Raw genomic sequence first — 21007 nt, forward strand, 5'->3', positions numbered from 1 at the left:
GAATATAGAGGGATCTGCCACACAATTTAGAAAGCTTGGGCCAGTCCTTGTGAATAACTGTAACGCGACTGACCGGCTCAGTTTCATGGCTTTTCAGATTCGCCGTAGTCAAAATTTGACGGCGGATTACCATCATAAATATCGTTCTCGCGCTTTTGCAAATAAGCGTCACGCACGAAGGTGTACGGATCGAGTGCTGCCTCCTTGACCACATCCACCGACTTGATCAGCCCTGCGCGCGTATCGATCACGCGCGTGGCGGTCAACACATTGCGGGTGGCCACATCGTTGAACTGTTCTACCGCATTGCCCTTCATGTCAATCGGTGTACCCAACGCATCACGCAATGTAGACGGCCCCAGCAGCGGCAGCATGAGATAAGGACCGGGCTTGACGCCCCAGTAGCCGAGTGTCTGGCCGAAATCTTCTTTGCGTTTTTCCAAACGCATCTCCGAGGCCACATCCAACACCCCCCCCAACCCGAAGACCGTGTTGACGCTGATGCGCATGAACGTCTCAACGGTGGCTTGCCCCTTCAATTGCAAGGCGCTGTTGGCCATGGACCACACATCTCCCAGGTTACCCAAAAAGTTGTGTATGCCCGTGCGCACAGGACTGGGCAACACCGCCACATAGGCCTTGGCGACAGGCTTGAGCACCGCTGCGTCCACAGAGTCATTGAAGTTGTAGACGCTTCTGTTCATGGATTCCCAAGGATCGCGTGCGTCTGCACTTTTAACCGTGGCGCAGCCTTGCAATAACAAGCTGATGACTGCAGTCAGAGAAAGTGCAATTTTTTTCAAGCGCAAACTCATGGCTTGGTGCTTTCGGACTTTGACTTTTCTGCCTGATTGAACAGGAACTGGCTGATTAGGTTTTCCAAAATCACGGCCGACTGTGTCGAACCGATCTTGTCACCAGCCACCAGATTTTTTTCATCCGCTCCGGGCACGATGTCCAGATACTGCTCACCCAGCAGACCGCTGGTCAGGATTTTCAGCGAACTGTCTTGCGGAAAGGTGTTTTGCGACTGCAGTCCCAGGGTCACTCTGGCTTGAAAAGACTCGCCATCGAATTCGATTTTCTTGACGCGCCCCACCACCACCCCGGCACTTTTGACGGCAGCGCCAGGCTTGAGTCCGCCGATGTTGTCGAACTTGGCGCTGACCTGGTAGTCAGCGCTGAAATTCAAGGTCAGCAAATTGGCCGACTTGAGTGCCAGAAAAAGCACCGCCAGCGCACCCAGCAGCACAAACAAACCCACCCAAATATCATTTTTTGAACGTTGCATGACGTCCTCCTCAAATGCTGAACATCATCGCGGTCAGGATGAAATCCAGACCCAAAACCGACAAAGAAGAAACCACCACACTGCGGGTCGTGGCATTGGCCACACCTTCGGGCGTGGGCTTTGCCACATAACCTTGGAGCAAGGCAATGAATGTCACCGCAATGGCAAACACCACACTCTTGATGATGCCGTTACCCACATCCTTGAAGACATCAACGCCGCCTTGCATCTGGCTCCAAAACGATCCTGCGTCCACGCCAATGAGCAAAACACCGACCACATAACCGCCCAAAATGCCCACCGCGCTGAACACCGCAGCCAACAATGGCAAGGCAATGATGCCGCCCCAAAAGCGCGGCGCCAAAATGCGCCCAATCGGGTCCACCGCCATCATCTCCAGAGCTGTGAGTTGTTCACCGGCACGCATCAGGCCAATTTCAGCCGTCAGTGAAGCACCCGCCCGGCCCGCATACAGCAAGGCAGCGACCACCGGACCCAATTCACGCACCAGACTCAAGGCCACCAACAGGCCCAAAGCCTCTGCAGAGCCATAACGCTGCAAGGTGTAGTAACCCTGCAAGCCCAGCACAAAACCCACGAACAGGCCCGACACTGTGATGATGGCCAGTGAATAATTGCCCAAAAAATGCACTTGGTCTCGCACCAGACCAAAGCGACGCAGCGTGGCACCTGACAACTTGCACAGCTTGAAAAACAAGCGTGCGCCATATCCCCAATCGGCCAAGGCCTGGCGGGTGCTTGCGCCCAATGCGGCCAGCAGGTTCAACACATTCATGCAGCCCTCCGGTCGTAGTCTTGCGCTGCTGCGGGCGCGGGGTAGTGGAACGGCACCGGGCCATCGCTCAAAGCATGCACAAACTGGTGAATCAAGGGATCTTCACTCACGCGCAGTTCGGCAGGTGTACCTTGGGCGGCCACACCGCCATTGGCCAGAATCACCACATGGTCGGCAATCTCAAAGGTTTCCGTCACATCGTGGGAGACGATCAGGCTGGTGATGCCCAGGCTGTCATTCAACCGTCGAATCAAACGCGCCGCCGTACCCAAAGAGATGGGGTCCAGCCCTGCAAAAGGCTCGTCGTACATGATCAGATCCGGGTCCAGCGCAATGGCACGCGCCAAAGCCACGCGGCGGCTCATGCCCCCGGAAATCTCGGAAGGCTTCAGATCTCGGGCACCGCGAAGTCCTACGGCATCGAGCTTCATGAGCACGATGTCGCGAATCAAGTCCTCAGACAGGGCCGTGTGCTCACGCAGCGGAAACGCCACATTGTCAAACACACTCATATCGGTGAAAAGCGCGCCAAACTGGAACAACATGCCCATGCGGCGACGCGCGGCATACAACTCCTGCTGGTTCATGCGGCTCACATCTTGGTCATTCACCAGCACCTGACCCTGAGTGGCCCGGATCTGTCCACCAATCAGGCGCAGAACCGTGGTCTTGCCTCCCCCGGAAACGCCCATCAAGGCCGTGACTTTTCCACGCGGCACATTGAAGCTCAGGTTCTTCAATATGACGCGATCCCCGTAGTCAAAGCTCAGGTCACGGATTTCAACAAGAGAGGATGAGGTCGGTGTATTCATGAAAAACAAAAGCCGGAAAAACCGGCTCTTGTGATATTAAGCTCCCAAGGTTAACAAGCTGCAAACCTTGGTTTCAGGGATTGTACCTAGAAGCTGATCCCCCTCAGCGGGGCAAGTCGCTTTGCCCCATCAGGAATTCGTCCACAGCACGCGCGGCTTGGCGGCCTTCGCGGATGGCCCACACCACCAGCGACTGACCCCGGCGCATGTCGCCTGCAGCAAACACCTTGTTCACGTTGGTGGCGTAGCCGCCTGTGAAGTCGGTGCTGGCCTTGGCGTTGCCACGGGCATCCTTGTCGATGCCAAAGGCGTCGAGCACGGTGGCGACCGGGTTGGTGAAACCCATGGCCAGCAAGACCATGTCGGCCTTGTATTCCTTCTCGGTGCCGGGCACCTCGACCATCTTGCCGTCCTTGAACTCAACGTGCACCGTCTTCAAGCCAGTGACTTTGCCCTTCTCGCCCATGAATTCCTTGGTGGAAATGGCAAATTCGCGCTTGAGCAGGCCTTTTTCAGTGCTCTCGTCGTGACTGGAGCTGGTGCGCAGCTTCATGGGCCAGTAAGGCCAGATCATCGCTTTGTTTTCTTTTTCAGGCGGCTCGGGCATCACCTCGAACTGGGTGACGCTCACGGCACCGTGGCGTGTGCTGGTGCCCACACAGTCGCTGCCGGTGTCGCCGCCGCCGATCACGATGACGTTTTTGCCGTCAGCGCGCAATTGGCCTTTGAGCTTGTCGCCCGCGTTGACCTTGTTTTGCTGGGGCAGGAATTCCATGGCGAAATGGATGCCATCGAGGTCACGGCCGGGCACGGGCAGGTCACGCGACTGCTCGGAGCCACCTGTGAGCAGAACAGCATCAAAGTCTTTTTTCAGCTGTTCGGCGCTGATGGTTTCTTTGGCCCAGTTGGTGACCTTGGAATCCTTGGGCCACTCACCGACCAACACGCTGGTGCGGATCTTCACGCCTTCGGCTTCGAGCTGCTGCACGCGGCGGTCGATGTGCGTCTTTTCCATCTTGAAGTCAGGGATGCCGTAGCGCAGCAAACCACCCACGCGGTCGTTCTTCTCAAACAAGGTCACATCGTGGCCAGCGCGTGCCAGCTGCTGTGCTGCGGCCAAGCCAGCGGGGCCTGCGCCGATGATGGCCACGGTTTTGCCGGTCTTGACTTTGGCAGGGCGGGGTGTGACCCAGCCTTCGGCCCAGGCGCGGTCAATGATGGCGTGCTCGATGGACTTGATGCCCACGGCATCGTCGTTGAAGTTGACCACGCATGCCGCTTCGCAAGGCGCGGGGCAGATGCGGCCGGTGAACTCGGGGAAGTTGTTGGTGCTGTGCAGCACCTCGATCGCGTTCTTCCAGTCGCCCTGGTACACCAGGTCGTTGAAGTCCGGGATGATGTTGTTGACCGGGCAGCCGTTGTTGCAAAACGGTGTGCCGCAGTCCATGCAGCGGGCCGCTTGCGTTTTGGACTGCTCGGGTGTCAAGCCGATCACGAACTCACCGTAGTTCTTCAAGCGCTCTGTGACGGGTTTGTAACCCTCTTCGATGCGCTCAAATTCCATGAAACCTGTGATTTTTCCCATGATGTTTCCTTAACTTTTTGACGTAGGGCTCAGGCGGCGACAGGCTTGGCGGCCTTGGCCGCGTTCGCCGCTTTGCGTGCGTTGATCTCACCCAGGGCGCGTTTGTATTCGTTGGGGAACACCTTCACGAACTTGGCGCGGGCCGTGGCCCAGTTGTCCAGCAACTCGCGGGCACGCTGGCTGCCGGTCCACTTGTGGTGCTCTTCCAGTAGTTTCTTGAGTTGCGCTTCGTCGGCCTGGTCGCGGTGCCAGACCTTGCGGTCCACTTGCGCTTCTTGCTCGGCAGCTGTCAGCACTTTTTCCATGCTGACCATGGCGGTGTTGCAGCGCGAGGCGAATTCGCCGTCTTCGTCGTACACATAAGCGATACCGCCGCTCATGCCTGCGCCGAAGTTGCGGCCGGTTTTCCCCAGCACCGCCACGGTGCCGCCGGTCATGTATTCGCAACCGTGGTCGCCTGTGCCTTCGACCACCGCAGTGGCACCCGACAAACGCACCGCAAAGCGCTCACCGGCCACGCCAGCAAAGAAGGCTTCACCCGTGGTCGCGCCGTACATGACGGTGTTGCCCACGATGATGTTTTGCGATGCCACGCCACGGAACTCCAGGCTCGGGCGCACCACGATGCGACCACCCGACAAACCTTTGCCGGTGTAGTCGTTGGCTTCGCCGATCAGGTACAGCGTGATGCCCTTGGCCAGGAATGCACCAAAGGACTGACCGCCTGTGCCTTCGAGTTGAATCCGCAGGGTGTCGTCGGGCAAGCCTTCGGGGTGCACCTTGGTCACGGCACCGGACAACATGGCACCGACCGAGCGGTTCACGTTACGGGCGACTTCCATGAACTGGACTTTTTCGCCCTTGTCGATGGCGGCGCGGCTCTTGGCGATCAGCACGTTGTCCAGGGCTTTTTCCAAGCCGTGGTCTTGTGTATCCACATGGCGCACGGCCACGGTGGAAGCGACCTGTGGCACGGCCAACAGACGGCCAAAATCCAGGCCCTTGGCTTTCCAGTGTTCCACACCGCTCTTCATGTCGAGCAGGTCGGCGCGACCCACCAAGTCGTCAAACTTGGCAATGCCCAGCTGAGCCATGATCTGGCGCACTTCTTCGGCAATGAAGAAGAAGTAGTTCACGACGTGCTCAGGCTTGCCGGTGAACTTGGCGCGCAAAGTAGGGTCTTGCGTGGCCACGCCCACGGGGCAGGTGTTCAGGTGGCACTTGCGCATCATGATGCAGCCCTCGACCACCAGCGGTGCGGTGGCAAAGCCGAACTCGTCCGCGCCGAGCAATGCGCCAATCGCCACGTCACGGCCGGTCTTCATCTGGCCATCGGCCTGCACACGGATGCGACCGCGCAGGCCATTGAGCACCAGGGTTTGCTGGGTTTCGGCCAAGCCAATTTCCCATGGCGAGCCTGCATGTTTGACGGACGACCAAGGCGAAGCGCCCGTGCCGCCGTCGTGACCGGCGATCACCACATGGTCGGCCTTGCACTTGGCCACGCCTGCGGCAATCGTGCCCACACCGATTTCAGACACGAGCTTGACGCTGATGTCGCTGTGTGGGGCCACGTTCTTCAGGTCGTGGATCAGCTGGGCCAAGTCCTCGATGGAGTAGATGTCATGGTGCGGAGGTGGCGAAATCAGACCCACACCTGGCACCGAGTGGCGCAGCTTGCCGATGTAGTCGGACACTTTGCCGCCGGGCAACTGACCGCCTTCACCGGGCTTGGCACCCTGGGCCATCTTGATCTGGATCTGGTCGGCGCTCGACAGGTATTCGGCCGTCACACCAAAGCGGCCCGACGCGACTTGTTTGATCTTGGAGCGCAGGCTGTCACCGGCGGCCAAAGGCATGTCCACTTCGACGTTTTCTGCACCGATCACACTCTTCAAGGAATCGCCCAACTTGATCGGAATGCCTTTGAGTTCGTTGCGGTAACGGTTGGCGTCTTCACCGCCCTCGCCCGTGTTGCTCTTGCCGCCAATGCGGTTCATGGCCACGGCCAATGTGGCGTGCGCCTCGGTGGAGATAGAACCCAGCGACATCGCGCCGGTGGCGAAACGCTTGACGATTTCGGCTGCAGGCTCGACCTGCTCCAGCGGGATGGCTTTGGACGGGTCGATCTTGAATTCGAACAGACCACGCAGCGTCATGTGGCGCTTGCTTTGGTCGTTGATGATCTGCGCGTATTCCTTGTAAGTGCTGAAGTTGTTGGCACGGGTGGAGTGCTGCAACTTGGCAATCGCGTCGGGTGTCCACATGTGCTCTTCGCCACGGGCGCGCCAGGCGTATTCACCGCCTGCGTCCAGCATGGTGGCCAGCAAGGGGTCGTCACCAAAGGCTGCGGTGTGCATGCGCAAGGCTTCTTCGGCGATTTCGAACACGCCGATGCCGCCCACGCGGCTGGAGGTGCCGGTGAAGTACTTGTTGATGGTCTCGTTGTTGATGCCAATGGCCTCGAACAACTGGGCACCGCAATACGACATGTAGGTCGACACGCCCATCTTGGACATGATCTTGGACAGGCCCTTGCCGATCGCCTTGATGTAGTTGTAGATGGCTTTCTCGGCAGACAAGTCGCCAGGCAGTTCTTTGTGCAGCGCAGCCAGGGTGTCCATCGCCAAGTAGGGGTGCACGGCTTCTGCGCCGTAACCGGCAAGCACCGCAAAGTGGTGCACTTCGCGGGCGGTGCCGGTTTCGACCACCAGGCCAGCGGTGGTGCGCAAGCCCTCGGTCACCAAGTGCTGGTGGATGGCCGATAACGCCAGCAGCGCGGGCACAGCCACTTGGGTGGCGTTCACGCCGCGGTCGCTGATGATCAGGATGTTGTGGCCGCCCTTGATGGCATCCACGGCTTCAGCGCACAGCGATGCCAGCTTGGCTTCCACGCCTTCGCGGCCCCACAAGGCGGGGTAAGTGATGTCGAGCGTCGCGCTTTTGAACTTGCCCTTGGTGGCTTGCTCGATGTTGCGCAGCTTGGCCATGTCGGCGAAGTCCAGGATGGGCTGGCTGACTTCGAGGCGCATGGGCGGGTTGACCTGGTTGATGTCCAGCAGGTTCGGCTTGGGGCCGATGAAGGACACCAGTGACATCACGATCGCTTCGCGGATCGGGTCGATCGGGGGGTTGGTCACCTGCGCGAACAACTGCTTGAAGTAGTTGTACAGCGGCTTGTTTTTGTCGGACAGAACGGCCAGTGGGCTGTCGTTGCCCATGGAGCCAATGGCTTCTTCACCGGCCGAGGCCATGGGGGCCAGCAGGAACTTGATGTCTTCCTGAGTGGTGCCAAAGGCTTGTTGCAGGTTGAGCAAGGCCACATCCGAGGCGGGGGCCAAGGGGGCCGCGGCCACGTCGTCCAGCTTGACGCGCAGGTTTTCGATCCACTGCTTGTAAGGCTTGGCGCTGGCCAAACCGGCCTTCAACTCTTCGTCGTTGATCATGCGGCCTTGTTCCAGATCGATCAGGAACATCTTGCCCGGCTGCAGACGCCACTTGCGCACGATCTTGCTTTCGGGGATCGGCAGTACGCCGGTTTCCGAACCCATGATGACCATGTCGTCGTCGGTGATGATGTAACGAGAGGGGCGCAGACCGTTGCGGTCCAGCGTGGCGCCGATCTGGCGACCGTCGGTGAACACGATCGAGGCGGGGCCATCCCAGGGCTCCAGCATCGCGGCGTGATACTCGTAAAAGGCCTTGCGGCGCTCGTCCATGGTGGTGTGCTGTTCCCAAGGCTCGGGGATCATCATCATCACGGCCTGGCTGATGGGGTAGCCCGCCATCGTCAGCAGTTCCAGGCAGTTGTCAAAGGTAGCGGTGTCAGACTGACCGGCGAAGCTGATGGGGTAGAGCTTTTGCAGGTCGTTGGCCAGCACGGGCGAAGACATCACGCCTTCACGCGCCTTCATCCAGTTGTAGTTGCCCTTGACGGTGTTGATCTCGCCGTTGTGCGCCACATAGCGGTAAGGGTGAGCCAGCGGCCACTCGGGGAAGGTGTTGGTGGAAAAACGCTGGTGAACCAGGCCCAGGGCCGAGACGCAGCGCTCGTCTTGCAGGTCCAGGTAATAGGTGCCCACTTGGTCGGCCAGCAACAAGCCTTTGTAGACGGCTGTGCGGCTGGACATGCTGGGGATGTAGTACTCGTTGCTGTGCGTCAGGTGCAGATTTTGAATGGCAGCGCTGGCGGTCTTGCGGATCACGTACAGCTTGCGTTCCAAGGCGTCTTGCACGATCACATCAGCACCGCGGCCAATGAAGATCTGGCGCATGACCGGCTCTTTTTCGCGGACGGTCGGCGACATGGGCATGTCGCGGTTGACGGGCACATCGCGCCAGCCCAGCACCACTTGGCCTTCGGCCTTGACGGCGCGTTCGAGTTCTTGCTCACAAGCCATGCGCGAAGCATGTTCTTTGGGCAAGAAGACCATGCCGACGCCGTATTCACCAAAGGGTGGCAGCGCCACACCTTGTTTGGCCATCTCGTCACGGTACAGCGCATCGGGCAATTGAATCAAGATACCGGCACCGTCGCCCATGAGCGCGTCCGCACCCACAGCACCCCGGTGATCCAGGTTTTCCAGGATCTTGAGCGCCTGCGTCACGATGGCGTGGGTCTTGTGCCCTTTGATGTGGGCCACAAAGCCGACACCGCAAGCATCGTGCTCATTGGCAGGGTCATACAGACCGGTCGATTGGAAATGTTCTTTTGCACTGGCCGAAGTCATGGGCGCTCCTAAGGGTTTTCACGCAGACCGAAGAGTGTAGTGCACTGCAGCATCCATGCCAAACTTTTTAATTGGGGTCAGATCCCAATTAATTAGGCTTTTGACTTGACCTTGAATTAATTGGGGACAGATTCAATCGGGGGTCTTTTTGGCGGGTCGCCCCGCCCTGCTTGGCACCAGGCGACGCTGGGTGGCTTGCTGTAAGCCCCCAACAAAATCGGCCGACCCCAGCGCCCAGCCCGACAAGGCGCTTTGCGTGAGTTGGTCCTTTTCGCGCTGCGCAAGGCCCGTCTGCACCAACTCGGCATAAGCCGCCTCACGGGCAAAGGGGGTGTTGCCCAAGCCCCAAAACAGGGCATGAGGCGTCACCCGTTTGTCGCTCAACTGTCCAATACAGTGCCTGTGGCTGGACCATTTGAAGTCGGCGGGCTGAGCCACCATGCCCGCCCGCACCGGGTTCAGGTCGATGTAAACCATGCATGCCAAAAGATAGCGCTCACTCTCAATGAGGTTGCTGCGGTAACGCCCCTCCCACAAAGTGCCGGTGCGTTGGTGCCGCAAATTGAAGTAGCGCACATAGGCCCGCCCCACCGCCTGCATCATCTGCGGCAGGCCCTCGTCGGTTTCGGGGGTGAGCAGCAAATGGAAGTGGTTGTCCATGATCACATAGGCATGAATGGCCACCTTGAAAGTTTGCGCATGCTCTTGCCACAGCGCCAGCAAACGCTCGCGGTCCGCATCGTCGCGCACGATGGCCTGGCGGTCATTGCCGCGCTGGATGACGTGGTGGGGATAGCCTGCAACGGTCAGGCGGGGTTGGCGGGCCATGGTGACTCCCTTTATGAGACCCGCAGTTTAATTGGGATCTGACCCCAATTAAATTGAGCCTCAAAGCACTGCTTTTAAATGCAAAAATATGAGCCATTTTGTTCAATTTTGTGCGGAGTCCTGATGAACCGTGTTTTCAAAGCATTGACTGTGTGCCTGTCGCTTTGGCTGTCCGCCAACTTGCAGGCCATGACACTGGAACGCGTGGGCAAGGACCTCTTCGCTACGGGACCCACCGTCGATCATGACTTTGTGCAGTTCAAAGATGCACTTGCTCAAGGCGGCATTGAGCGGCTGATTTTGGTCAACGGGCCAGGGGGTGACCTTTGGACGGGCATGCAAGTGGCACGCATGGTGCGAGACGCCAAAATCACCACCGTGGCTTCGGGCGCCTGCATGTCGGCATGCTCGCTGATTTTCATGGCCGGACAAGCGCGCGCCTTTGGCACGGGAAGCTTGCCAAGAGTGACCATGGTCGGCATTCACGGCGCACACGACCTGGACTCCAAACGCGTCAATCCCAGTTTGATGCCCCAGATGTTCGCTTGGTACAAGCAGCAAATGGGCGACAGATTTGATGCCCAGGTCATGAACCAAGCGCTGTATGACATCCAGGAGGCTTATGGGTTTTTAAGAATCCGCGAACTCCAACGCACGCAAGAAAAAGACCGTACACCCTGGTTCTGCCCCACCGGACAAACGCCTTTCGATCAATGCCAACAACACACCGGCAAAGACGCTTTCAGCCTGGGTGTGGTGACACAAACCGAGACCGTGCCCCTGCAATTGCCCGCCAGCATGAAAGTACAGCTGGGCTTTTTTGGCAAATCCCTGGGCGAGCCGATGGTGGACATGCATGACCGCGCCGGAGTACTGATTGAAGGGCTTTGCAAAGGCCAATTGCTGTGCAAAACGATTGGACAACGCACTTTCGACAACTATCTGAGTGCGAATCACAACAAAGCCATGGCGATTGGCTGGGGCAAAACGGGTTACGGCGTGCGCTGGGGCGTAGATGACCCTGGGCAGGCCATATTACGTGCGCTTTACAACTGCAATCACGCCAAGAACAACCCCAAACTCTGCCGCCTGATTTCTGTCAACGAGCACGAGGTACTGCCGCTCTACGACGAGGCAAGCACCCAAGCCGCTGCCATATTGGGCCAGTTGCCAACACCATCGCCCGAACATCTCCAGGCAGAGCGCGATGAACCCGGTGCAAGAACGCCATCCAAATTGCGTTGGGCTCAGGCACTCACGGGCATGACCCCAAAAGCATTGGATGGCATTCAACGCTGGGATACCGCCACCTTGGCCCAAGCCCTCCGGCAAGCCGAACGCCCTGTGGTGATTGATGCGGCGAGCTTTGGACCTGTGATTCCCGGTGCGCTGAGCTTCATCAACAGCGGTCTGGCTTTCGAGGATGACAAGTTGGATCAGCCCTATGCCGAGCGCTTTGCCCAAATGCTGCGGGCAGCCGCACCAGACCTGAACAAACCGGTGGTTTTTTACTGCAGCCACTCAGAAAGCTGGCTGTCCGTGAATGCGGCCATGCGTGCGCGCCAGCTGGGCTACACCCAAGTCATTTGGTACCGAGGGGGCTTCAAGGCATGGACCCAAGCGGGCTTGCCCACCGTGGGGCGGGTGCCTGTCGCTGTGGTGCATTGAGTTCTCCCTGGGTGACAGCCAAATCGCACCTGTGCGTATAAGCTTGGCGGATGCACAAGACAACTATCCGAATTGGCGCCGGTGCAGGTTATTCAGGTGACCGCATCCCTCCCGCCGTGGAACTGGCCGAAAAGGGCCAGCTGGATTATTTGGTGTTCGAGTGCCTGGCCGAGCGCACGATTGCATTGGCGCAACTGGAGCGATCCAAAGACCCGGCTGCAGGCTTTGACCCGATGCTCCAGGCCCGCATGCGCGCCGTGCTGCCCGCCTGCATTCGCCATGGCACCCGCATCATCAGCAATATGGGCGCAGCCAACCCGCTGCAGGCCGGGCATGCGGTGCTGGCCGTGGCCCGTGAATTGGGCTTGCCGCAGCTCAAAGTGGCGGTGGTGCTGGGCGACGATGTGCTGGCCACACTGACCCAAACCGGCTTGGCGCTGCCCGTGCTGGAGAGCACGCAAACCCTGGCCGACTTGCAGCCCCAGTTGATTTCGGCCAATGCCTATTTGGGGGCCGAAGCCTTGCTGCCCGCGCTGCAGACAGACGCCCAGGTCATCATCACTGGCCGCGTGGCCGACCCTGCCCTGTTTTTGGCCCCCTTGATGCACCACTTTGGCTGGGCACCCGACGACTGGCAAAGCCTGGGCAAAGGTGTGCTGGTCGGGCATTTGCTGGAATGTGCGGCGCAGATCACGGGCGGCTACTTTGCCGATCCGGGCTACAAGGACGTGCCCCAGATGGCACGACTGGGCTTTCCACTGGCCGAAGTCAGCGCCTCGGGTGACGCGGTCATCACCAAAGTAGCGGGTTCTGGCGGCTGGGTCACGGTGGCCACTTGCACCGAACAGCTGCTGTATGAAATCGAGAACCCGGCACGCTATCTGCAGCCCGATGTGGTGGCCGATTTTTCTCAGGTTCAGCTGACGCAGGTGGGCCCCGACCGAGTTCAGGTGACCGGTGGCAACGGCCATCCGTGCACCGACACGTTCAAAGTCACGCTAGGTTACCGCGACGGTTTCATTGGCGAGGGCCAGATGAGCTATGCCGGGCCGGGCGCACAAGCTCGGGGCCAACTGGCGCTGGACTTGGTGCGCCAACGGCTGGCCGATGCCGGTTACGCCGAATTGGAAAGCCGCTACGACCTGATCGGCGTGAACGCCATCTTCGGGGCCTCCGGCCAAGTACCGTCAGAGCCCGCCGAAGTGCGTGCCCGCGTGGCCCTGCGCGTGCCCACCTTGCAACAAGCCCAGCATGTGGCGCACGAAGTCGAAGCGCTCTACCTCAACGGCCCGGCCGGTGGAGGCGGTGCCACACGCTCGGTGCGCGAAGTGATTGCCGCTGCCGCGGTGCTCATGCCGCGCAGCGCCGTGCACACCACCACCGTGCTGCTCACACAGGACCACTGACATGCTGCTGCGCGACATCGCCCACACCCGCACCGGCGACAAAGGCAACCGGTCCACCTTGTCGGTCATTGCCTACGACAAGCAAGACTTTGCCCTGCTGGAACAACACCTGAGCGCCGAACGCGTACAAGCCCACTTTGCAGGCACCGTGCACGGCCCGGTAGAACGCTACGCCCTGCCCCAACTGGGCGCACTCAACTTTGTGCTGCACCAATCGCTGGGCGGCGGGGTCACCCGCTCGCTGGCTCTGGATGCCCACGGGAAATGCCTAAGTGCGCACCTGCTCACCCTTGTGATTGAATAAATCTTGTAACTTGAACCCGGAGAAACCATGAAAACCACCCACTTCCTTGGCTTGTTGAGCTTTGCGCTTGCATTGACCGCCCCCACGCTGCATGCGCAGACTTACCCCAACAAGCCAATCAAGGCCGTCGTGCCCTTTGCGGCGGGCAGTGCCACTGACCAGATTGGCCGCGCCTTTGCCCAAAAAATGTCTGAATCCCTGGGCCAGCCCATCGTGGTGGAAAACAAGGCCGGTGTGAACGGCATGCTGGGCGCTGACCTGGTGGCCAAATCGGCACCCGATGGCTACACCTTGCTGGTTGGCACCAACAGCACCAATGCTGCGCTCAAGAGCCTGATGAAAAAACTGCCTTACGACCAGGACACGGCCTTCGCACCCATTGCCTACCTCGGCTCAGTGCCGCTGGTCGTGGCCGTCAACAACGACGTGCCCGTTAAAAACCTCAAAGAACTGGTGGCCTTGGCCAAGAGCAAACCCAACCAGCTGACCTATGCCAGCGCCAGCACATCCCAGCGCGTGTCCACCGAAGTGCTCTCCCACATGGCGGGCATCGAAATGACCTATGTGCCCTACAAAAGCGGGCCAGCAGCCATGACGGACCTCATCGGTGGGCAAGTCAATCTCTTCACGGCCGACTTTGCGGTGATGCTGCCCCAGATCAAGGCCGGCAAAATCCGTGGCCTGGCGGTCACCTCCACCCAGCGCTCCAAAGCCATTCCCGAATTGCCCACGGTCAATGAAGCACTGGGCTTCAAGGACTATGAGCTGATCGCCTACTTCGCCATGTTTGCGCCTGCAGGCACACCCCCAGACGTGATCGCCAAACTCAACAAAGCCGCCAACGCCGCAGCCAATGACAAGGATGTGCAAGAACGCTTTGCAGCCTTAGGTTTTGAAACCGCCCCGGCCTCGCCAGAGGCCCTGGCGCAGCGCTCAAAGGCGGAAACCGCCAAGTGGGCCAAGGCCATCCGCGACGCAAAAATCGAGGCGGAATAAACGCCAAGGGCGCGAAGCCGCAGGGGCTCACTGCGGCCCATGCGCCCAAGGCACACACCCGCCATTGAAGACGCTCAGCCCCAAACACCCTTGCTCATGGCGGCTCATTTCCCCGAAGACTTGGCCCACTGGGTCAAGCAAGTCGAGTCCCAGGTGTATGCCGCCCCCCAAGGCGCCATCGCAGCGGCGCGCGAATTGCTCAAGCGGGTTCACAGCGACGAGCACCTGGCCTATGTGTATGAGCAGCTGGGTTTTGCGCACCTGATCCTGGCCGAACACCGCCTGTCTTGCGTGTTCTACGAACAGGCCCTGGCCTTGCAGCCGCGCAATATGTACGTGCTGGCCAATCTGGCGCATGCACTTTATGAGCTGGGCGAAAACGAGCGCGCCGTGGTCATCGGGCGCGCAGCCCTGCATATCAAGGACGAAGAGGCCTGCCAAAGCCTGTCCCCGCGCAGCTTTGCCGCCTTGCAAGCGCCCTATCACGGCCCCCTGAATCTGGTGTCTTTCAGCCTTTACGGCCAGTTGCCTCGCTACTGCGAAATGGCCGTGCTCAATGTGCTGGCCGCACGCGTGCATTTGCCCGATTTTGTCTGCCGTTTTTATCTGGACGACACGGTGCCCCCCGCCCTGGTACAGCGACTGCGCAGCCTGGGCGCACAGTGCATGCCCATGCACGCCCAAGGCCTGCAACTGCCCGCCACGTTTTGGCGTTTTTTAGCCATGGACGATGCACAGGCCGATTGCGTTCTGGTGCGCGATGTGGACGCCCTCATCGACGCCCGTGAAGCGCTGGCCGTGCAGCAATGGCGCCAATCGGGTCAGGCGTTTCACATCATCCGCGATGACTGCTGCCACACCGAACTCATCCTGGCGGGGCTGCTGGGCATCCGCTCAGGCGTGTTGCGCGGCATCGCCCAAAGCATCGATGACTTTGTGAAGGCTCAAGGCGACGCCGCCTGGCGTCGCTACGCCGACCAACTGTTTTTGCGCCACCACGTCTGGCCCACCGTGCGCGACCACCATCTGGCCCACGATCGGATCTATGGCTTCGGTGATCGCGTGCAGCAGCTGGCCCCCATCGCCCACCCGAGCGAACGCCCCCTCAATGCCTTCATCGGCGCCAACCACGCCACCTGCCGACTTCAGTGCGAACTGGAACAAGCTTTAGCCCCCGGAGAATGCCTGTACCTGACCCTGAGTGACGCCACCGGTGCCCTGGTTTGCCGCTACCCCATGCACCACCTGAGTGCGCCCACACCACAGCCAGACCACCGATCAGCCTGGGACATCCACCTGCCCCGCATCTATGCTGAGCCCCTGCAAAGCGGCCGTTGGACACAGAACTTTTCAGTCATGGCCGAAGGGCTGGACAGCGTGGGCGCGGGCAGCATTGAGGCACGGGTGCTGGGGTTGGGGCTTGAAAAAGGTCTATCACAGAAAGTCAATATCACTCTCTCGTAACATGCCGTGTAAACACCCATATTCGGGAAAACCAGCTGGACTAATTTTTACATTCTTTTATATTCATCCATCATTTCAAAATACTACATTCGCAAAGGTTCAATATGTTTTGTCATTCATGCGGTAAATCGATCACAGACGGTGCAACATTTTGCAACCACTGCGGCGCAGCTCAAAATGTCACACCAGACAGTGCTGCCAATCTCAACCCACCTGCTTTACAAACGCCTTCCAGCCATGATTACAGCATTGGGAGAGTGATTTCCAATTCATTTGCTGACTTGAAATCCAACTTCTTGACACACGTTGTTGCAACGCTGCTCACAACCATCATTGGTGGCTTTGCATTTGGTTTGCTTGTAGGACCGCTTCAAGTCGGATACATGAAGTTAGAAGAGAAAATAAAAACCGGCCAGCCATCCACATTTACCGACATTTTCAAAGGATTCGACCATTTGGTTCCTGCCTTGGTCGCATTCCTGATCAGTGCCGTTGTGACGGGTATTGGTTTTATGCTGTGCTTCATTCCAGGTTTTTTTGTCATGTCATTGATCCCAGTCTCTCTTTACTTGGTGGCGCAAGGTGAAACTGACGGTGTTCAAGCCGTGCAACGAGCCTGGGGTTACTTGAAAGGCAATTTATTCATGCCCATGATCACCTTGTTGGTGTTGTCTGTTTTGAGCTCAATTGGCATGATTTTTTGCTTCATCGGTATCTTCTTGACACTGCCGCTTCTATACATTGGTTCTTACCACATGGCCAAAGAATTGGTCGGTGATATGGCCCCTGCAAACCCAACAAACTGATTGCGATCGCGCCCTCGTGAAAGCGATGGTTTTATCTACCCAGGAGAGGTGGTTTCGCTGCGCCCTTTGGATCCTCTTGCCAGTCAGTGCTCAAGCCTTAACAGCGTGGGGACTGCAGCACGATGGACTTGTACCCTGTCTCTTTAAACAGTTTACTGATCTGCCGTGCCTCCTTTGTGGCGGAACTCATGCGGTACACCACCTGCTTGGCCTTGACTTTGGGTCAGCATTTCAAGCGAACGCTGCAGTTTCACTGATCGTCACAGCTACAGGTTTAGCAGGTGTTGTGATGTTGATTGAAGCCCTGCTTGGTTTTCGCTTTTTACGCAAGGCATCCCTTTCGAAGGTGCGTTTATGGGGCATCAGGGCCAGCGCCCTCATTTTGATGGTCAATTGGTTGATCATCCTGATGAATTGAACTTGCCTGATTCGCTGCACATTCGTCAAACAACGGATTCAGATGCGACGATCTGCAAATGCCTCTAAAGCATGCGGCCCCACCAAGGGATACCGCGCCCCCATCATCCCCTCCACCCCAAACTCCTTGAGCAGCGCCAGCAGGCGCTCGCCGGAAGCGCGTTTTTTCTGGCCGGTGTACTTGGCCAGAATCAGCTCGTTTTTCATGGAGTGCTCCCAGCCCACCAGCTCGGTCACCGTGACTTGGTAGCCCTTTGACTCCAGATACAGACAGCGCAGCACGTTGGTCAGCTGGCTGCCCACTTCGCGGGTGTGCAAGGGGTGACGCCACAACTCGGCCAAAGGTGTGCGCTGCAAATTGAGCGCCTTGTTTTGGTTGAGGGCTCGGGCCAGCTCGGCCTGGCAGCAAGGCACCAGCACCATATAGCGGGCTTTCTTTTGCAGGCCGAAGGCGATGGCGTCGTCGGTGGCCGTGTCGCAGGCGTGCAGTGCGGTGACCACGTCGATTTGCGCGGGCAGCTGATCACTTTGCGTGGATTCGGCCACGCTCACGTTCAAAAAGCGCATGCGCTCAAAGCCCAGCTTTTGGGCCAGCGCTTTGGACGATTCCACCAGCTCGCTGCGCGTCTCAATGCCGTAGATCGTGCCTTGACCCAGTGCCTTGAAAAACAGGTCGTAAATGATGAAGCCCAGATACGACTTGCCTGCGCCGTGGTCGGCCAGCGTGGGGCCGCTTTCGCTGGCGGGTAGCTCCAACAACAGCTTTTCGATGAATTGGAACAGGTGGTAAACCTGCTTGAGCTTGCGGCGCGAATCCTGGTTGAGCTTGCCCTCGCGGGTCAGGATGTGCAGTTGCTTGAGCAGTTCGACCGACTGGCCGGGACGTACATCCAGGTCCAGCGGTTTTGGGGCAGAGGTGAGTTTGTGTTTGGGCATGTAGCCATTGAACCTATTATTTTGAGACAGATTGATGTCGTTGCAACCATGTATTTCTTCCACGACTTGGAAGAAATACATGGTTTACCCCTCGATCGTGATGCAAACGGTGTCCGCATCACTGCAGGCAACATTTGCATTGGGGATAACACCGCCAAATGACACTCTATTAGGGGCCTCAGAATGACCGACTCAATCGTGCGGCCCGACATCCAGCTTTTTCCAGCCCTCGGCCCCCAGCTTGTCCATCGTCTCCATATTGGTCTCGTAAATCATCTCAGCCTCGGGAAAGGCCTCCACCGCCCGGTCAATGCTCTCCTCGCGCAGCAAGTGCAGCGTGGGGTAAGGCGAGCGGTTGGTGAAGTTGGTGATGTCGTCGGGCTCGGTGTCGGCAAACTGGAACTGCGGGTGGAAACTGGCCACTTGGAACACGCCTTCCATATCCAGCTCTTGCAGCACGGCATCGGCCTCGTCCAGAAAGTCGTTGAACTCCAAAAAGTCTTGCAGCATCTGCGGCACGATCAGCAGCACGGTCTCACGCTCTTCAGCGGGCAAAGCGGCCAGGGCCTGCAGCTGTTCGATCAGCTCGTCACGCAAGCCTTCCAGGCCTTTGGCCTCGCTCAGCACGTAATGAATCTGGCCCTTGACATGCGGGGCTTTGGCAAAGGGGCAGAGGTTGAGGCCAATCACGGCGCGTTCGAGCCAGCGCACGGTGTCGGCAATTTCGGGGGTGTTCAGGTCGGTCATGGGGGAGATTGTGCCTGCTGGCCCGTGAGCCATTTCATGCAGCGTCGTCAGGTGAAGCATCCCCCTGCCCGATCTGCCTGACCAAGCGGTCAAAGTCACTTTCAAACAAACGGTCCTGCACGATGCGGTATTTCTCAAACTCACTTTCGGCATGCGCCTTGGCGATTTCGGCCGACACCTTGCCTGCGTCTTGCAAAATTTCTCGATCCCAGAGCTTCAAGAAACCACTCAATCGCACCTCCCAATCCTGCATGGTCATGGGGATACGGCGCATGGCCTGAAGTTCAGCCATGTCCAGATAGGCCGAGACAATCCGCAGCATCTGCGCCAACTCAAATTCCAAAAGGTAGTTCTTGGCCACCGATACATCGTATTTGTGGATCTTGCCTTGAGGTGAGCCATCCCATTGGGTCAGACCCATATTCTCTTTTTGATGGTCAGCCCGATCCACGATCACCTCGGCAGCGGTCTGCCCGTGTACAGCGTAGTGGAGTTTGTTTTGCACTGCGTCAAAAAAGCGTTTTGTGGCGGTGGCTGTTGGGTCGTAATCCAGAGCCGTAGCATAAATGTCGGTGATCTTTTGGTAGAACTTGCGCTCAGAGAGTCGGATTTCCCGGACCTTCTCCAACTGCCGCTCAAAGAAATCTTCGGTCAGCACACTGCCACCGCTTTTGAGACGCTCCACATCCATGACCCAGCCCTGAATCGTGTAGTCCTTGACGATTTGGTTGGCCCATTTGCGGAACTGCACCGCACGCTCATTCTCGATTTTGAAGCCGACAGCAATGATGGCCTGCAGACTGTAGTGGTCCACCTTGCGCTGAACCTCGCGTTCACCTTCGGTTTGAACCATTAAGTACGGCTTAACAGTTGCCTCGCGTTCCAGCTCGTTGTCAGCATAAATGCGCTTCAAATGCTGACTGATGGCGGGCACCGACACGTCGTAGAGGGCCGCCATCATTTTCTGCGTGAGCCAGAGATTTTCATCTTCGTAGCGCATTTCCACACTGGCATGGCGGTTGCCTGTGGCCGCAACAAAGGTCAGGTATTCCGCTGCAGAGGAACGGACGAGGGAGATTTCGGTCTTTTTGCGCCCGGGTTTGCCGCTGCTGGAAGATCGCCCGCTCATGCGTCCCCCTCCAATTCGCGTTCGATTTCTTCGATGGTCGGCAGGCTGCTTTCCAGACTCTCGGGCAGTGCTCGGGTGAGCTCGAAACTGGAAACACCTATGGGCTTGTCCACACCACGCAGCGCATATTCCGCCAGCACTCGGTTGGGTTGCTGGCAAAGAATCAGCCCGATGGTGGGTCTGTCGCTTTCATGGCGCAGCCGATCATCCACCACGCTGCAATAGAAATTCATCTTGCCCGCATATTCAGGCTTGAAATCACCGCGCTTGAGGTCAATCACCACATAGCAACGCAGCTTCAAGTGATAAAAAAGCAGATCGACATAAAAATCCTGATCACCGACATCGAGATGGTATTGCCGTCCGACGAAGGCAAAGCCCTGCCCCAGCTCCAGCAAAAACTTTTCCAGATGCGCGATGAGGCCAGTTTCGAGTTCGCGCTCATGGAAGCCCGATGCCAGCGTCAGAAAGTCAAACAGGTAGGGGTCTTTCAGGGTTTGCTGCACCAGATCTGAATCGGGCAAGGGAAGGCGCTTGGCAAAGTTGGTGGTGGCACGCCCTTGGCGCTGATGCGCGGCCACTTCGATTTGCATGACCAGAATGTTGCGGCTCCAGCCATTGGCCAGGCAGGCTTGCATATACCAATGGCGGGCAGCCAGGTCCTTGACCTTGGCCATGAGCTCGGTGTGGTGCCCCCAGGGGATGGACTGAACCAAGTCAGCCGGGAAAAGTGCCGCAGCCTGTGGCACTTTGGGATCTGGGTCAATTTGTGCCACAGCTTGTGGCACAAATTCCAGGTACGGATATTCGCGGTAAAACGCCAACATCCGCTTGATGTTTCGCTCGGAAAAACCCTTTTCCTCCGGCAATTCATTGTGCAAATCACGCGCCAAACGCGGAATCACCCCAGCCCCCCAGCCTTCTTGCTGCTGGCGAGCGTGGATCAGAGCGCCGATGTCCCAATACAGACGAATGAGCTCGGCATTGACGGCCAACACCGCCCGCGTTTGCCCATGGCGCACGCGTTGCTTGATGTCGCCGAGCAAAGCAAGGTAATCGGCAGAGACAAGAGAGGCGGGTTGGTCGGTCATG

General features: G+C 58.3%; 18 protein-coding genes. 7 read left to right on the top strand and 11 right to left on the bottom strand.

Going from position 1 to position 21007, the window contains the following annotated elements:
• Positions 1–83: 83 nt before the first annotated feature.
• The 7 genes from H663_RS35175 to H663_RS35205 all read right to left on the bottom strand — a co-directional run bounded on the left by H663_RS35175 (position 84) and on the right by H663_RS35205 (position 10042).
• Positions 84–815, bottom strand: a complete 732-nt coding sequence (locus tag H663_RS35175; RefSeq protein WP_053172227.1) for an MlaA family lipoprotein — start codon at positions 813–815, stop codon at positions 84–86.
• Positions 812–1291 carry an outer membrane lipid asymmetry maintenance protein MlaD gene (mlaD, locus tag H663_RS35180; RefSeq protein ID WP_053172229.1) on the bottom strand — a complete coding sequence of 160 codons (480 nt, stop codon included), beginning with the start codon at positions 1289–1291 and terminating at the stop codon, positions 812–814. Before mlaD ends, H663_RS35175 begins: the two co-directional genes overlap by 4 nt.
• 10 nt (positions 1292–1301) lie before the next feature.
• The gene (mlaE, locus tag H663_RS35185; protein WP_053172236.1) at positions 1302–2087 is read right to left on the bottom strand and encodes a lipid asymmetry maintenance ABC transporter permease subunit MlaE; all 786 of its coding nucleotides are present in this window, start codon (positions 2085–2087) and stop codon (positions 1302–1304) included.
• On the bottom strand, positions 2084–2899 hold the full coding sequence (locus H663_RS35190; protein ID WP_053172238.1) for an ABC transporter ATP-binding protein: 816 nt from the start codon (positions 2897–2899) through the stop codon (positions 2084–2086). Before H663_RS35190 ends, mlaE begins: the two co-directional genes overlap by 4 nt.
• A 103-nt stretch (positions 2900–3002) precedes the next feature.
• Positions 3003–4484, bottom strand: coding sequence for a glutamate synthase subunit beta (locus H663_RS35195; RefSeq protein ID WP_053172240.1), 1482 nt, complete (start codon positions 4482–4484; stop codon positions 3003–3005).
• 29 nt (positions 4485–4513) lie between these two features.
• Positions 4514–9214, bottom strand: a complete 4701-nt coding sequence (locus H663_RS35200; RefSeq protein WP_053172242.1) for a glutamate synthase-related protein — start codon at positions 9212–9214, stop codon at positions 4514–4516.
• A gap of 132 nt (positions 9215–9346) precedes the next feature.
• Positions 9347–10042 carry a transposase gene (locus tag H663_RS35205; protein WP_053172244.1) on the bottom strand — a complete coding sequence of 232 codons (696 nt, stop codon included), beginning with the start codon at positions 10040–10042 and terminating at the stop codon, positions 9347–9349.
• Positions 10043–10165: 123 nt separating this feature from the next.
• Here H663_RS35205 and H663_RS35210 point away from each other — a divergent pair, with 123 nt between their 5' ends.
• The 7 genes from H663_RS35210 (at position 10166) to H663_RS35240 (ending at position 17104) form a co-directional block, all read left to right on the top strand.
• Positions 10166–11710, top strand: a complete 1545-nt coding sequence (locus tag H663_RS35210) for a rhodanese-like domain-containing protein (protein WP_053172246.1) — start codon at positions 10166–10168, stop codon at positions 11708–11710.
• A 50-nt stretch (positions 11711–11760) separates the two neighbouring features.
• A complete protein-coding gene (locus H663_RS35215) occupies positions 11761–13116 on the top strand; it encodes an acyclic terpene utilization AtuA family protein (protein WP_053172247.1) in 1356 nt (451 codons plus the stop codon).
• A gap of 1 nt (position 13117) precedes the next feature.
• Positions 13118–13420: an AtuA-related protein gene (locus H663_RS35220; protein WP_053172248.1), complete on the top strand. Its 303-nt coding sequence runs from the start codon at positions 13118–13120 to the stop codon at positions 13418–13420.
• Positions 13421–13447: 27 nt separating this feature from the next.
• On the top strand, positions 13448–14416 hold the full coding sequence (locus H663_RS35225) for a Bug family tripartite tricarboxylate transporter substrate binding protein (RefSeq protein WP_053172250.1): 969 nt from the start codon (positions 13448–13450) through the stop codon (positions 14414–14416).
• Positions 14417–14512: 96 nt separating this feature from the next.
• Complete coding sequence (locus H663_RS35230) at positions 14513–15880, top strand: tetratricopeptide repeat protein (RefSeq protein ID WP_053172252.1); 1368 nt, start codon at positions 14513–14515, stop codon at positions 15878–15880.
• Between the two features lie 104 nt (positions 15881–15984).
• Positions 15985–16686, top strand: coding sequence for a zinc-ribbon domain-containing protein (locus H663_RS35235; RefSeq protein ID WP_083451151.1), 702 nt, complete (start codon positions 15985–15987; stop codon positions 16684–16686).
• 25 nt (positions 16687–16711) lie between these two features.
• The gene (locus H663_RS35240; RefSeq protein WP_083451152.1) at positions 16712–17104 is read left to right on the top strand and encodes a DUF2752 domain-containing protein; all 393 of its coding nucleotides are present in this window, start codon (positions 16712–16714) and stop codon (positions 17102–17104) included.
• Positions 17105–17142: 38 nt separating this feature from the next.
• Here H663_RS35240 and H663_RS35245 read toward each other — a convergent pair whose 3' ends face one another.
• From H663_RS35245 to H663_RS35260, 4 genes are all read right to left on the bottom strand, one after another.
• Positions 17143–18039 (bottom strand): class I SAM-dependent methyltransferase, encoded by an 897-nt coding sequence (locus H663_RS35245; RefSeq protein ID WP_053173506.1) that lies wholly within the window; start codon positions 18037–18039, stop codon positions 17143–17145.
• 192 nt (positions 18040–18231) lie between these two features.
• Positions 18232–18786, bottom strand: coding sequence for a DUF1415 domain-containing protein (locus H663_RS35250; RefSeq protein ID WP_053173509.1), 555 nt, complete (start codon positions 18784–18786; stop codon positions 18232–18234).
• Between the two features lie 34 nt (positions 18787–18820).
• Complete coding sequence (locus tag H663_RS35255; protein WP_053172256.1) at positions 18821–19915, bottom strand: virulence RhuM family protein; 1095 nt, start codon at positions 19913–19915, stop codon at positions 18821–18823.
• Entirely contained in the window at positions 19912–21006 is a 1095-nt protein-coding gene (locus tag H663_RS35260) for a PDDEXK nuclease domain-containing protein (protein ID WP_053172258.1), read from the bottom strand. The genes H663_RS35255 and H663_RS35260 overlap by 4 nt, the downstream gene beginning before the upstream one ends.
• Position 21007: the final 1 nt, after the last annotated feature.

Source organism: Limnohabitans planktonicus II-D5 (assembly GCF_001270065.2).
GTDB classification, from domain to species: Bacteria; Pseudomonadota; Gammaproteobacteria; order Burkholderiales; family Burkholderiaceae_C; genus Limnohabitans_A; species Limnohabitans_A planktonicus.

What these genes read in the sequence shown, in the direction of transcription:
- H663_RS35235 (WP_083451151.1), top strand. Translation starts at nt 15,985, where the DNA reads ATGTTTTGTCATTCATGCGGTAAATCGATCACAGACGGTGCAACATTT.
- H663_RS35250 (WP_053173509.1), bottom strand. Translation starts at nt 18,786, where the DNA reads ATGACCGACCTGAACACCCCCGAAATTGCCGACACCGTGCGCTGGCTC.
- H663_RS35240 (WP_083451152.1), top strand. Translation starts at nt 16,712, where the DNA reads ATGGTTTTATCTACCCAGGAGAGGTGGTTTCGCTGCGCCCTTTGGATC.
- H663_RS35220 (WP_053172248.1), top strand. Translation starts at nt 13,118, where the DNA reads ATGCTGCTGCGCGACATCGCCCACACCCGCACCGGCGACAAAGGCAAC.
- H663_RS35195 (WP_053172240.1), bottom strand. Translation starts at nt 4,484, where the DNA reads ATGGGAAAAATCACAGGTTTCATGGAATTTGAGCGCATCGAAGAGGGT.
- mlaE (WP_053172236.1), bottom strand. Translation starts at nt 2,087, where the DNA reads ATGAATGTGTTGAACCTGCTGGCCGCATTGGGCGCAAGCACCCGCCAG.
- mlaD (WP_053172229.1), bottom strand. Translation starts at nt 1,291, where the DNA reads ATGCAACGTTCAAAAAATGATATTTGGGTGGGTTTGTTTGTGCTGCTG.
- H663_RS35260 (WP_053172258.1), bottom strand. Translation starts at nt 21,006, where the DNA reads ATGACCGACCAACCCGCCTCTCTTGTCTCTGCCGATTACCTTGCTTTG.
- H663_RS35230 (WP_053172252.1), top strand. Translation starts at nt 14,513, where the DNA reads ATGGCGGCTCATTTCCCCGAAGACTTGGCCCACTGGGTCAAGCAAGTC.
- H663_RS35225 (WP_053172250.1), top strand. Translation starts at nt 13,448, where the DNA reads ATGAAAACCACCCACTTCCTTGGCTTGTTGAGCTTTGCGCTTGCATTG.
- H663_RS35175 (WP_053172227.1), bottom strand. Translation starts at nt 815, where the DNA reads ATGAGTTTGCGCTTGAAAAAAATTGCACTTTCTCTGACTGCAGTCATC.
- H663_RS35215 (WP_053172247.1), top strand. Translation starts at nt 11,761, where the DNA reads ATGCACAAGACAACTATCCGAATTGGCGCCGGTGCAGGTTATTCAGGT.
- H663_RS35200 (WP_053172242.1), bottom strand. Translation starts at nt 9,214, where the DNA reads ATGACTTCGGCCAGTGCAAAAGAACATTTCCAATCGACCGGTCTGTAT.
- H663_RS35210 (WP_053172246.1), top strand. Translation starts at nt 10,166, where the DNA reads ATGAACCGTGTTTTCAAAGCATTGACTGTGTGCCTGTCGCTTTGGCTG.
- H663_RS35245 (WP_053173506.1), bottom strand. Translation starts at nt 18,039, where the DNA reads ATGCCCAAACACAAACTCACCTCTGCCCCAAAACCGCTGGACCTGGAT.
- H663_RS35190 (WP_053172238.1), bottom strand. Translation starts at nt 2,899, where the DNA reads ATGAATACACCGACCTCATCCTCTCTTGTTGAAATCCGTGACCTGAGC.
- H663_RS35255 (WP_053172256.1), bottom strand. Translation starts at nt 19,915, where the DNA reads ATGAGCGGGCGATCTTCCAGCAGCGGCAAACCCGGGCGCAAAAAGACC.
- H663_RS35205 (WP_053172244.1), bottom strand. Translation starts at nt 10,042, where the DNA reads ATGGCCCGCCAACCCCGCCTGACCGTTGCAGGCTATCCCCACCACGTC.